The sequence below is a fragment of the Gilliamella sp. Gris1-4 genome (assembly GCF_001690335.1).
In the GTDB taxonomy this organism is placed as follows: domain Bacteria; phylum Pseudomonadota; class Gammaproteobacteria; order Enterobacterales; family Orbaceae; genus Gilliamella; species Gilliamella apicola_P.
In genome coordinates this window covers 52,957-66,130 of sequence record NZ_LZHA01000037.1, presented here as the reverse complement: position 1 = coordinate 66,130, position 13,174 = coordinate 52,957, and the positions used below count along the sequence as shown (strand labels likewise).

The 13,174-nt window shown below is 35.2% G+C and carries 13 protein-coding genes and 1 other RNA gene; 5 read left to right on the top strand and 9 right to left on the bottom strand.

From position 1 onward, the window contains the following. Positions 1-5: 5 nt before the first annotated feature. Entirely contained in the window at positions 6-554 is a 549-nt protein-coding gene (proQ, locus tag A9G31_RS04530; protein ID WP_065560640.1) for an RNA chaperone ProQ, read from the bottom strand. A gap of 500 nt (positions 555-1,054) precedes the next feature. Between proQ and bamE the strand changes: the two genes are divergently transcribed. Continuing rightward, on the top strand, positions 1,055-1,417 hold the full coding sequence (gene bamE, locus A9G31_RS04525) for an outer membrane protein assembly factor BamE domain-containing protein (protein ID WP_065560639.1): 363 nt from the start codon (positions 1,055-1,057) through the stop codon (positions 1,415-1,417). A gap of 163 nt (positions 1,418-1,580) precedes the next feature. Continuing rightward, an RNA gene (rnpB, locus tag A9G31_RS04520) (RNase P RNA component class A) lies at positions 1,581-1,963 on the top strand. Position 1,964: 1 nt separating this feature from the next. On the opposite strand, the gene A9G31_RS04515 is transcribed toward rnpB, so the two are convergent. The 6 genes from A9G31_RS04515 to A9G31_RS04490 all read right to left on the bottom strand — a co-directional run bounded on the left by A9G31_RS04515 (position 1,965) and on the right by A9G31_RS04490 (position 8,275). Then, positions 1,965-2,660: a DedA family protein gene (locus tag A9G31_RS04515; protein WP_065560638.1), complete on the bottom strand. Its 696-nt coding sequence runs from the start codon at positions 2,658-2,660 to the stop codon at positions 1,965-1,967. A gap of 27 nt (positions 2,661-2,687) precedes the next feature. Beyond that, a complete protein-coding gene (gene tldD / locus A9G31_RS04510; protein WP_065560637.1) occupies positions 2,688-4,145 on the bottom strand; it encodes a metalloprotease TldD in 1,458 nt (485 codons plus the stop codon). Between the two features lie 138 nt (positions 4,146-4,283). Then, a complete protein-coding gene (rng, locus tag A9G31_RS04505) occupies positions 4,284-5,759 on the bottom strand; it encodes a ribonuclease G (protein WP_065560636.1) in 1,476 nt (491 codons plus the stop codon). A gap of 11 nt (positions 5,760-5,770) precedes the next feature. Then, on the bottom strand, positions 5,771-6,256 hold the full coding sequence (gene mreD / locus A9G31_RS04500; protein WP_065560635.1) for a rod shape-determining protein MreD: 486 nt from the start codon (positions 6,254-6,256) through the stop codon (positions 5,771-5,773). Beyond that, entirely contained in the window at positions 6,243-7,085 is an 843-nt protein-coding gene (gene mreC, locus A9G31_RS04495) for a rod shape-determining protein MreC (RefSeq protein ID WP_065560634.1), read from the bottom strand. Before mreC ends, mreD begins: the two co-directional genes overlap by 14 nt. A gap of 143 nt (positions 7,086-7,228) precedes the next feature. Further along, positions 7,229-8,275: a rod shape-determining protein gene (locus A9G31_RS04490; RefSeq protein ID WP_065560633.1), complete on the bottom strand. Its 1,047-nt coding sequence runs from the start codon at positions 8,273-8,275 to the stop codon at positions 7,229-7,231. Between the two features lie 368 nt (positions 8,276-8,643). Between A9G31_RS04490 and accB the strand changes: the two genes are divergently transcribed. From accB to A9G31_RS04475, 3 genes are all read left to right on the top strand, one after another. Continuing rightward, a complete protein-coding gene (gene accB, locus A9G31_RS04485) occupies positions 8,644-9,099 on the top strand; it encodes an acetyl-CoA carboxylase biotin carboxyl carrier protein (RefSeq protein WP_034909700.1) in 456 nt (151 codons plus the stop codon). A gap of 39 nt (positions 9,100-9,138) precedes the next feature. Continuing rightward, a complete protein-coding gene (gene accC, locus A9G31_RS04480) occupies positions 9,139-10,485 on the top strand; it encodes an acetyl-CoA carboxylase biotin carboxylase subunit (RefSeq protein WP_065560632.1) in 1,347 nt (448 codons plus the stop codon). Between the two features lie 68 nt (positions 10,486-10,553). Then, a complete protein-coding gene (locus A9G31_RS04475; RefSeq protein ID WP_065560631.1) occupies positions 10,554-11,192 on the top strand; it encodes a bifunctional 4-hydroxy-2-oxoglutarate aldolase/2-dehydro-3-deoxy-phosphogluconate aldolase in 639 nt (212 codons plus the stop codon). A 57-nt stretch (positions 11,193-11,249) separates the two neighbouring features. Here A9G31_RS04475 and A9G31_RS04470 read toward each other — a convergent pair whose 3' ends face one another. Next, positions 11,250-12,020: an ABC transporter permease gene (locus tag A9G31_RS04470; protein ID WP_065560630.1), complete on the bottom strand. Its 771-nt coding sequence runs from the start codon at positions 12,018-12,020 to the stop codon at positions 11,250-11,252. After that, positions 12,013-12,957: an ABC transporter ATP-binding protein gene (locus A9G31_RS04465; protein WP_065560629.1), complete on the bottom strand. Its 945-nt coding sequence runs from the start codon at positions 12,955-12,957 to the stop codon at positions 12,013-12,015. Before A9G31_RS04465 ends, A9G31_RS04470 begins: the two co-directional genes overlap by 8 nt. Positions 12,958-13,174: the final 217 nt, after the last annotated feature.

Genomic DNA, 13,174 nt, shown 5'->3' with positions numbered 1-13,174 from the left:
ATTCTCTACTTATTGATAATATGTTCAGGTTTGACTGTTAACTCCATACCTGCACCAACCTTTACCTTAATATGCTCTTTTTCGATATTAATGACTTGTACTTTTATAGGTTTATTACCTACTACGACTTTAACAAAATCACCAATTTTTAAAGTTTTAGCTTTTTTAGGAAGCATACGAGTAGCTTTACGTTTTTCTTTTTCACGTTCTTTAAAACGCTCTTTAGCTTTTTCTTTGCTCTCTTTCAACTGTTGCTGCGCATGATCCATCTGTTCTTGGTTGATGACTTCAGTAGGATTACCATCTAAATCTACACGATTGACTCCTTCTTTTATACTGTATAAGTAACGCCAACTCATTGTATATGAACGAAGTGCAGCACGGAGTTTAGTTTTACTAAGTTCGTCATTACCTTCTAAACGAGAAATAATATCTTGAAAAATTCCAATCTTTAATGGTTTTGCCTCGCCTTCAAGGGTAAAACAATTTGGGAATTGTTGAACTAAATAAGCAATAATCTCTTTACTATTTGTTAATTGAAACTGTTTTTCCATTGGTTATTCCATAGCAACTAAATTTTACTAGCGTTAAAGTATATCGCAGCTTATATGATAACACTAACTATCTTTTTGGGTTTATTTATAATTGTTAAAAAATCTTTAATATCTGTATATATTAAACTTAAAAGCCTAACTGATTATTCATAGTAAATAGCTACTTAAATACTATCACTAAAAATTGATTAAAATAAATACTAAAACGACAATCTTTTCATTTTCAACAAGCATAATTAAATTATCAAATTCTCTTTTTTATTGATAGAAAAGCATAGCATAGATACTTATGGTTATAAACTAAGGAAATTAAAAAATAGAAATAAGATCTAAAAAATAGTATAAAGAAGAAAATATTTTTACATTAAAAAATTCAGCACTGAAGAATTAGATTTTTTAGTCATGCCTTCAGTTGTTCCATCTTGAACGTTATAAAACATATGCTATTATCAATTCATATTTCACATCAACTACAAATTAACACAATAGGCAACTATATTATGAAAAATATTAAGAAATTTCTTCTCATCACTTGTTCTATACTTGCTTTATCAGCGTGCGCACAAAAAAATCTTTATGAGCAAGGTTCACCGCTTAATAACGAAAAAGTAAGCAAAATTGTTGAAGGGTCATCAACTGAATCTCAAATTTTGTCTTTATTTGGTGAGCCAACAGCAAAAACAGTTATTAATAGCAACGAAACACAGTGGACATATCAGTATACTAAAAAGAGCTCAACAAGCCATATGTTAATTGGTGAAACACAATACAATATTGTTGAAGGAAAGCTTGATATTATTATATCTAAAGGAGTAGTAACTTGGTTCAATTATGATGAAAACCAAAGACAAAAAAAATGGTAATAAATTCTGTTTTTATAGCTCATCACTAATAAGATGTGCTATAAATTTGATGTTTCAATTCTATTTAGTTACATTACCTTACAAAGGTTTAAACTTCACTCATCTATCTTCTATAGATAAGACAGCTCTGGACAAAATTGCGCTTTAGGTTATACTCATCAACGAAATTAACCAGACAATCGCTGCTTTGTTGTTTTTATAAAGAAACAAACAGAGGGGAGGAAAGTCCGGGCTCCATAGGGCAGAGTGCCAGGTAACGCCTGGGGGGTTTTGGCGAGAGCGAAAATTCACGACTAGTGCAACAGAGAGTAAACCGCCGATGGCTTATTTTATAAGATCAGGTAAGGGTGAAAGGGTGTGGTAAGAGCACACCGCGCAACTGGTAACAGTTGTGGCACGGTAAACTCCACTCGGAGCAAGGTCAAATAGGGATTCATTGGCGTGGCCCGCGTTGAATCCGGGTAGACTGCTTGAGCTAATGCGTGAGTATTAGCCTAGAGGAATGATTGTCCACGACAGAACCCGGCTTATCGGTTAATTTCACTTTCTACTTCTTTTTATTGTTTAATCCAATTTTAGATTGTTTTTTATTGCTTAAAGAGCGCTTAACAGCAAGAAAAATTGAAAAAAGTAACCCTAACACTAACAATAAAACCGGTATTAGCATTAGCAGAGACATGATTTGCTTTTCATATTCCTTGAAAATTGGTGATAACCCAAATAGGTAACCTAATGTCACAATAAAGAAAATCCATAATGTAGCACTGATTATATTATAAATATGGAATTTTCGACTATGTAGTCCTGATAATCCAGCCATCATCGGTAATAATGTACGTACAAAGGCAATAAATCTCCCAATAAATAGCGCTTGTAATCCATACTTATGGAATAATACTTCAGATTTATGATGATATTTTTCAGGTATATGCGCCATCCAACTTTGAACAAGCTTAGTATTACCAAGCCAAAGTCCTTGAGCATAGCCTAACCAAGTACCTAAAGCTGCACCGGCAATTAAAATAAAATTAATTAAACCAAAATGAAATACATTTTGGCTAATTAATACACCTGTTAGGAATAATAGACTGTCTCCAGGTAAAAAAGCCGCCGGTAAAACGCCATTTTCTAAAAGAATAATAACAAACAACATTCCATATAGTGTCCATAGCACATTAGGATTTGAAAGCGTTACTATATCCATGTTAACAAACGCATGATAAAGTGTAATTATTGTTTCCATCTATTTTTAAATCCCATTAAAGTATTATTAGTGGTTAATGGTACCACCAACGGTTAAATTATCTACTTTTAAAGTGGGTTGCCCAACCCCAACAGGTACGCTCTGCCCTGCTTTACCACAAACACCTACACCAGAATCTAATGCTAGATCATTACCTACCATAGATATTTGCTGCATAGTTTCTATACCTGAACCAATTAACGTTGCACCTTTAACCGGAGTTGTTATTTTTCCCTTTTCAATTAAGTAAGCTTCTGAAGTTGAAAACACAAACTTACCAGAGGTGATATCTACTTGTCCACCAGCAAAATTAGGTGCATAAAGACCATAATCGACGCTACTAATGATATCGTCAAAAGAGGAATTTCCTGCCAACATATAGGTATTGGTCATTCTTGGCATAGGTAAGTATGCATATCCTTCACGACGACCATTACCAGTTGAACATGTATTCATCAATTTTGCGTTAAGCTTATCAAACATATAGCCTTTTAAAATACCATTTTCAATAAGCACTGTTTTTTGACTTGGAGTACCTTCGTCATCAATAGATAGTGAGCCACGGCGATTTTCAATCGTGCCATCATCAACAATAGTACAAACTTCTGAAGTAACTTGTTCACCAATTTTTCCAGAAAAAACTGAACTGTTTTTACGATTAAAATCGCCTTCTAAGCCATGGCCTACAGCCTCATGTAACAAAACGCCAGGCCAACCAGCACCTAAAACAACAGGCATTGTTCCTGCTGGTGCGGCTTTAGCAGAAAGAGAAACAAGTGCTTGACGCACGGCTTCTCGGGCATAGCTGTCAGCATAATTTTCTGATGTTTTTGGGTTGATTGTTAAAAAATATTCATACCCAAATCGACCACCGCCCCCACTACTTCCTCGCTCACGTCTACCCTCTTTTTCAACCAAAACTGAAACGGATAAACGCACCAAAGGACGAATGTCAGCTTTTAATGTACCATCAGTTGCTGCTATTAAAATATCTTCATAACTTCCAGTCAAACTGGCTGAAACTTCAATAACTCTAGGATCGATTGAGCGTGCTAAGTGGTCAATTTGTTGCAACAATTCAATTTTCTGTTCTTTAGAAAAAGAATTGATCGGATTGATTGACGAGTATATAGATACTGTTTGAGCAGATTTAAATGGCGTCACTTTGATAGGTGTTTGTATTTTAGTTATTGAATTGGCTGCGAATATACTTTGTTCTAACCTCGCTAATGAAAGCTGATCAGTATAAGCAAACCCTGTTTTTTCACCAACAATGGCCCTAACGCCAACACCCTGGTCACGGTGAAATGAGGCATTTTTTATAATACCATCTTCAAGTAACCAGTTTTCATAATAACCAGATAGAAAATACAAGTCACCAAAATCAATTTTCCTTGAGCTCAGCATATCAAGTAAATGCGAAAGATCTTGTTGGCTTAGATTGTTTGGGTTGAGTAGTCGTTCACTCACTTGAGTTACTATCATAAATTCCTTAAATTCTAATTGTTAATAGAAGTTTTTTGATAATCGATTATGACTAGTTGATCATCACAATTATTTAACTTTCATTATTTTTATACTGAAACGTATAGTTACCGGAAACTTTTTTACAAGACATTGCTTCTACATTAATACAACATCATATTGTTCTTGAATATAAAGTGGTTCAACTTTTACTTCAACGCGTTTACCCACAAACACCTCAACTTCAGCTAAAGCATGAGATTCATCATTAGTTAAAGCATTAGCTACAGCAGTCGATGCATAAACTAAAAAGTATTCAGAGTGATGAGCTTTATAAACACGAACAATATCACGTAAAATTTCGTTGCAAACTGTTTCTACCGATTTAACCATGCCACGACCTTTACATGCTGGACATTCTTCACATAGAATATGCCCTATACTTTCACGTGTTCGCTTGCGGGTCATTTCGACCAATCCTAAACTCGAAAATAAATTAACAGTTGTTCTAGCCCTATCTTTAGATAAAGAATCATGGAGCGATTGTAACACCCGTTCACGGTGCAGATCTTCTTGCATGTCGATAAAATCGATAATAATAATTCCCCCTAAATTACGCAAACGTAATTGACGGGCAATCGCTATTGTTGCTTCAATATTAGTATTAAAAATCGTCTCTTCTAAATTCCGATGTCCTACAAATGCACCAGTATTGATATCAATAGTAGTCATGGCTTCGGTTTGATCAATAATTAAATATCCGCCAGACTTCAATTTGACTTTACGCTCTAATGCTCTTTGAATCTCATTTTCGGTATCATAAAGATCAAAAATAGGAATATTACCACGATAGTGAGATAATTTATTGGTTACCTCGGGCATAAATTCTTGCGTAAATTCAACTAATAAATCATATGTTAATTTCGAATCCACTAAAATTCGCTCAATTGGATCACCAACAAAATCGCGCAATACACGTTGTGATAATGCCAATTCCCCATAAACAAGATTTTTACTTACTGGACGAGCCATACGTTCTTGAATTTTAGTCCAAAGTCGCTTTAAAAAATTAGCATCTTGCTCTAACTCATGCGCACTTGCACCTTCTGCAGCCGTTCTAACAATAAAACCAGCCTCTGTTGTCACATATTGCTCAACAATATTTTTTAATCTTTCACGTTCTTGTTCACTTTCTATGCGTTGTGATGTGGCTACATGCGCAGAATTTGATCCAGGCATTAATACCAAATAACGTGATGGCAAAGTAATATCGGTTGTAAGCCTTGCCCCTTTAGTTCCCAATGGATCTTTAACTACTTGTACCATTAAATCCTGCCCTTGGCGGACAAGTTCAGAGATATCTTTTACTTGAAATTGTTCTTGCTCTGTATCTGATACGCACTCAGTATGAGGCATAATATCTGATGCATGCAAAAAGGCAGCTTTATCAAGACCAATGTCTACAAAAGCGGCTTGCATACCAGGCAAAATACGGATTATTTTACCTTTATAAATATTCCCAACAATACCGCGTCTAGACTCACGATCAACATGGATCTCTTGCAATACACCATCTTCGATATAAGCAACTCGAGTTTCAGATGGCGTTATATTCATTAATAATTCAACAGACATAAGATTCCTTTTTAATTGATAGCAAAGCTTCGTCTTATTAGCCGCAAAAATAGATAAATGACAACCCATAATAGACCATCAACACAGCTTGATATAAAAATCAATGGCGATATTGTTATAGTATGATAAATGCTGACTTGAAATAAAAATACCAGTAAATTATAACATACTGATATCCCAAAGATGATAAACGACTGTTGCCATAAAGCTAAATTACGTATCAATTGGAATTTAAAAACAAATAAGTAAGCAATAAATGAATATATAAAAGCATGAACTCCCAAAATAGAACCAGTACATAGATCCATTATGGCTCCAAATACAAAAGCAGTACCAATCCCAACTCGATGAGGAAGAGCTATTAGCCAATAAGCAAAAATCAAAATCAATATATGTGGTTTAAATACGCTATATGATGGAGACCACGGAATGATTTGTAAACATAAGCCAATAAATAGCGTTATCCAAATAATCATTATTCGATTACGAGCCCTCATGTTTTACTCCTTGATTTCCCCACAATAACAATAAATAACGTAAACGTTTCAAATCAGCTGTAGGTGTAGCTGTAATAACAGGAGTAGCATCTGTAATATCAAGTTTTACTGAACTAACTACAGCTACCGGATATCCTTCTGGAAAACGGCCATCAAGCCCTGAAGTAACTAAAACATCGCCGACCTTTACATCAACGTTATTAGGCATAAATTCTAATGTTAAGTCATTACTACACCCGTTTCCCACAGCAATCATACCAATGTCGTTTCTTAATACTTGTACGGGTATCGCATGTTGATAATCACACAATAAAATAGCACGACTAGTTGATTGAGCTGTTTCATAAATTTGCCCAACAATTCCTTTTTCATCCACTACAGGCTGCCCAACATAAACACCATCTTGTTTACCTTTATTTACAACGAATTGATAAACATAAGGATCAGTATCTATAAGCAATACTTGTGCAGCCATTTTCTGTTCATCATGTCTTAAAGGAGAACCTAACAATTCACGAAGCCTATCATTTTCATGTTTTAAATGCTCAAGTAATAATAGATCGTTTTTTTGTTGTAATAAGTCTGCATGTAAATTTGTATTTTCATTTATTAATGTTTCTCGTGTTTTGGACATCTCGTAAAGAGAATCAAACGACGACTTTGGTGCATTTGAAACAAAATATAGTGGCGAAATGATGGTATCTAAATAATAACGAATTTCTTTAAATGGGCGATAATTGACATCTAATACAATTAGAGCCAAGGCTAACGCCAGAGAAGTAAATAATTGTACACTAAGAGGGGAGCGTTTAGAAAAAAGTAATTTCATTGCCAGTACTTACCTGTTTAAAGCTCAAGATCTAATTATTTCAAAATATGACTCCGCCGACACGATTGTCGGCGGGAAAAATATGAGATGCATGATTAGCTATTGTTTTATCAAAATGAAACTAATTAACAATAAATTATTAATTACTCTTCACTAAATAGATCACCGCCATGCATATCGACCATATCTAACGCCTTGCCACCGCCTCTGGCAACACATGTTAGTGGATCTTCTGCTACTACAACATGAATACCTGTTTCAGCTGATAATAACTTATCAATATTGCGTAATAAAGCACCACCACCGGTTAAAACCATACCATGTTCTGAAATATCAGAAGCAAGCTCAGGAGGGCACTGCTCTAATGCAACTTTTACCGCACTAACAATACCACTTAATGGTTCTTGTAGCGCTTCTAAAATTTCATTAGAGTTTAAAGTAAAGCTACGCGGCACACCTTCAGCAAGGTTGCGTCCACGAACTTCAATTTCGAGGACTTCATCGCCAGGGTAAGCGCTACCAATAACATGTTTTATTTTTTCGGCGGTTGCCTCACCAATTAAAGAACCATAATTGCGACGGACGTAATTAATAATCGCTTCATCAAATCGGTCACCACCAATACGTGCAGATGCGGAATAAACAACACCATTTAGTGAAATAACAGCCACTTCGGTAGTTCCACCACCAATATCAACAACCATTGAACCAGTAGGTGCAGATACAGGCAAATCAGCACCAATAGCTGCCGCCATTGGCTCTTCAATTAAATACACCTCGCGTGCCCCTGCGCCTAATGCTGACTCTCGGATAGCACGACGTTCAACTTGCGTAGCACCAACAGGAACACAAACAAGTACGCGTGGGCTTGGTCTTAAAAAACTATGACTATGAACTTGGCGAATAAAGTACTGTAACATTTTTTCAGTGACAGAAAAATCGGCAATAACACCATCTTTCATTGGTCTAATGGCTGCTATATTGCCAGGTGTTCGCCCTAACATTAGTTTCGCAGCATGCCCAACAGCAGCAACACTTTTTGGAGTGCCTGTGCGATGATCTTGGCGAATCGCTACAACTGAAGGTTCGTTTAATACGATACCTTGTCCTTTAACATAAATAAGTGTATTTGCTGTACCTAAATCGATCGATAAATCATTTGAAAACAAGCCACGAACTTTTTTGAACATAATAAAAACTCTTCCTAGAATTAATCTTGTTTAAGTATATTTCAGTATTAAAAAACAACCATGGAATCAAAAAATAGATATTTTCAACTTTATTAAGGCTAAATGGAGTATAATTTAAGCCTTTCAAACCATAGCAAATCTCAATAGTAATTGACGCTCAATATTGTATCGCAATTATAAAATAATACCTAGAAAATAGTATAACAAGTGATTGTAAAGGAGATATATAATGACAAAATCTGTTTTACAGTGTATTCTTCCGCGTTAATGTTGAGTTACAACTTTATTACCGACTAGAAAACCTTTAGCCGATAATAAGGATGCATTTAAATAATTGTTACTTATATCAAATAAACACGGTGTAATTCATGGATATACGCAAAATTAAAAAATTAATTGAATTAGTTGAAGAGTCAGGTATTTCAGAGCTTGAAATTTCTGAAGGTGAGGAATCAGTTCGTATTAGTCGTGCTGCTCCTACTACAAACTATTCGGCGCCAGTACAAAATATTCAAATTCCTCAACCAGCTCCTGTTGTTGTTGCTCCAACCGTTCAAACAGAAGTTGTAACTGATAATGTGGTAACTGATGGTACAACAATTAAATCCCCAATGGTTGGAACTTTTTATCGTACACCGAGCCCTGAATCAAAAGCTTTTGTTGAAATTGGCCAAACAGTAAATGTTGGCGATGTGCTTTGCATCGTTGAAGCGATGAAAATGATGAACCAAATTGAATCAGAAAAAGCTGGTACAATAAAAGCCATATTGGTTGAAAATGGTCAACCAGTTGAATTTGATCAGCCACTATTCATCATTGAATAATCTGAATTTATTATTGACAATACGATTAAGAGATTGAATATGCTTGATAAAATTCTTATTGCGAATCGTGGAGAAATAGCTCTACGTATCTTACGAGCATGTAAAGAACTTGGAATAAAAACTGTCGCCGTTCATTCTACGGCAGATAAAGACTTAAAACATGTATTACTTGCAGACGAAACCGTCTGTATTGGTCCAGCAGCATCAGTAAAAAGTTACCTTAACGTTCCTGCATTAATTTCAGCTGCGGAAGTAACCGGAGCAGCTGCAATTCATCCTGGTTATGGTTTCTTATCTGAAAATGCAGATTTTGCTGAACAAGTTGAGCGATCTGGATTTATTTTTGTTGGTCCTAAACCAGATACTATTCGCCTTATGGGTGATAAAGTATCAGCAATTCACGCCATGAAAAAAGCAGGTGTTCCTTGTGTACCTGGTTCAGATGGTCCTCTAAGTAGCGATATTGAAATTAATAAACAAATTGCCAAGCAAATTGGCTATCCTGTTATCATTAAAGCTTCTGGCGGCGGTGGCGGTCGTGGTATGCGTATTGTTCGTGAAGAAAAAGATCTTGAACAATCAATTAAAATGACTAAGTTAGAAGCCAAAACTGCTTTCAACAATGATATGGTTTACATGGAAAAATTCCTTGAAAATCCTCGTCATATTGAAATCCAAGTACTTTCTGATGGTCAAGGAAATGCAGTTTATTTAGGTGAACGAGACTGCTCAATGCAAAGACGACATCAGAAAGTTGTTGAAGAAGCTCCTGCTGTTGGTATTACACCTAAAATGCGTAAATTCATCGGTGAGCGTTGCGTTAATGCATGTATCGAGATTGGCTACCGAGGTGCAGGCACATTCGAATTTTTATTTGAAAATGGTGAATTTTATTTCATTGAAATGAATACCCGTATTCAAGTAGAACATCCTGTTACTGAAATGATAACTGGAGTTGATCTAATTAGGGAACAAATTTTAATTGCAGCCGGCAAACCGCTTTCAATTAAACAAAGTGATATTGAAATTAAAGGTCATGCGATTGAATGTAGAATTAATGCTGAAGATCCCAAATCTTTTATGCCATCACCAGGAAAAATCACTCGCTTCCATGCTCCAGGTGGCTTTGGCATTCGTTGGGAATCGCATATTTATGCTGGTTACAGTGTCCCACCTTACTATGACTCAATGATTGGTAAATTAATTGCTTATGGTGAAACACGTGAAGTCGCTATAGCACGTATGAAAAATGCATTAGCAGAACTAGTTATTGATGGAATCAAAACCAATATTGATCTTCATATTGAAATTATGAACGACAGTGGTTTCCAAAAAGGTGGCACAAATATTCATTATTTAGAAAAGAAATTAGGTATTTATGAATAACAAAATAATCCCTATTTATTAGGGATTATTGCTTTATTTAAGTATCAATAAGGTGTGGGTAGAAACAAATGAAAAAATGGAAACGAAGTGCTGAAGAAATTTTAACTATGGGACCAGTGGTTCCGGTTATCGTTATTGAACGAATTGAGGATGCTGTACCACTAGCTAAAGCTCTCATTGCTGGTGGAGTGAAGGTACTAGAAGTAACGTTAAGAACAGCTTGTGCGATTGAAGCAATTAAGAAAATCATCAAAGAAGTTCCTGAAGCAATTGTAGGAGCAGGAACAGTAACTAGTGTTGAACAACTAAAACAGGTTACTGAAGCTGGTGTAGAGTTTGTTATTACACCAGGAATTACCGATGCTATTTTAGAAGCTGCAGTTGCAGGCCCTATCCCTGTTATTCCTGGTATTGCAACTATTTCTGAATTATTAAAAGCCCAAGAATATGGTTTAACGGCATTAAAATTCTTCCCAGCTGAAATCAATGGCGGAGTTGCTGCATTAAAGGCATTTTCTGGCCCTTGTGGATACATGAAGTTTTGCCCTACAGGCGGTGTGAATTCTAAAAACTACCGTGATTATTTGGCACTTAATAATGTACTATGTGTTGGTGGAACTTGGTTTATTCCAACGGATGCCATAGCAAAAGGTGATTTTACTAAAATCACTGAGATGGCTAAGGAAGCTGTTGCTGGTGCACAGTAGCTAATTATTATTCCGCCGATACAATATCGGCGGTTAACTATTATTTCCTAGCTTTAATTAACTTCTCAATCCTAGTCCACTATCAATCAGTCGCCATGTAATTACATAAAGTACAGTTACAAATAAAATAAGCATTGAAAATGTGATCCATAATGGCACATCTGACACTCCCAAAAATCCATAACGAAAACCATTAATCATATAAACAATGGGATTAATTTTCGATACCCATTGCCAAAATGTTGGTAGCATTGTAATTGAATAAAAAACACCTCCTAGATAAGTTAATGGTGTTAACACAAATGTTGGAATAATGCTAATATCATCAAACGTCTTGGCAAATACTGCATTGAGTAGACCAGCTAATGAAAATAAAATCGAGGTCAATAGCAATGTAAAAATAACAAACAACCAAGAATGTACATCGAAGCGAACAAAGAATAGCGATACAATAGTAACCAAAATACCCGTTAAAATACCGCGCATCACACCACCACCAACATATCCTAGAATAAGAATATTTGTTGACACAGGCGCCACCAATATTTCTTCAATGTTACGTTGAAATTTAGCACTAAAAAAAGATGAACAAACATTGGTATAGGAATTAGTAATTACTGACATCATTATTAATCCTGGAACAATAAATTCCATATAGCTAAAACCGCCCATGTCGCCAACACGAGAGCCAATTAAATTACCAAAGATAATAAAATAAAGAGACATGGTAATAACAGGTGGAATTAAGGTTTGAATCCAAATTCTTAAAAATCGGGTCACTTCTTTACGCCAAATACTTTTTAAGGCAATCCAATATAAATTATTCATTAATGCCACCTTTTTGTTTAGTATCACTATGCAACAGCTCAACAAATAACTCTTCTAATCGATTCGCTTTATTTCGTACGCTGATAACTTTAATATTTTGTTTATTTAATTGTTCAAATAATTGATTTAATCCATTTTGTTTATCTACTTTCACTTCCAACATCCCAGGCTCAACATCGAAATAATTATAGCCATTTAACTCAATCGGCTTAGGCGTTGCCACATAATCAATAACAATTGTTTCAGATTGGCTTTTCGCCAATAGCTCACGCATTGATGAGTTTGCTATCAATTTGCCGCTCTGAATAATACCAATATTTCTACAGAGCATTTCTGCCTCTTCTAAATAATGTGTAGTTAAAATAATTGTGATACCTTGACGATTGATTTCACGTAAAAAATCCCACATAGAACGGCGTAATTCAATATCAACGCCTGCAGTCGGCTCATCAAGAATTAATAATTTAGGTTCATGCACGAGAGCTCTGGCTATCATTAATCGCCTTTTCATTCCACCTGATAGCAGGTTAGCTCGACTATGGCGTTTATCCCACAAATCTAAAACTCGCAAATATTTTTCGGCTCGCTCTAATGCGATTTTTCGGGGCAATCCATAATAACCACCTTGATTAGTGACTATTTGTAACACTTCTTCAAATTGGTTAAAATTGAATTCTTGCGGTACAATCCCTAATTGTCTTTTAGCATTTACAATATCGGTATCTAAGTCGTAACCAAAGATTTTTACTTGCCCACAAGTTTTAGTCACTAATGAACTAATAATACCTATAGTTGTTGATTTACCAGCACCATTTGGTCCCAGCAAAGCATAAAAATCGCCTGCTTGTACAGTTAAATCGATACCTTTTAATGCTTCTACACCGTTTTTATAGATTTTTTTGAGTGAGATTAACTCAAGTGCAGGAATTGATGGCATGAATATATCCTAAGAGAATCAATTGTTATTTTAATAATATGATATCATGTTTAATGAATCGACAATATAATCAATCATTGTAAAGAGTTTTTTAGTTTTATTTATATCAATATAAATAAATTATAATTTCTAAAATAAAGCACATATTATTAATTAAATACTAATAACGTATCTTTAATTATCAATCTGCGTCTAAGTTATTGCTTAAGGAATAAGT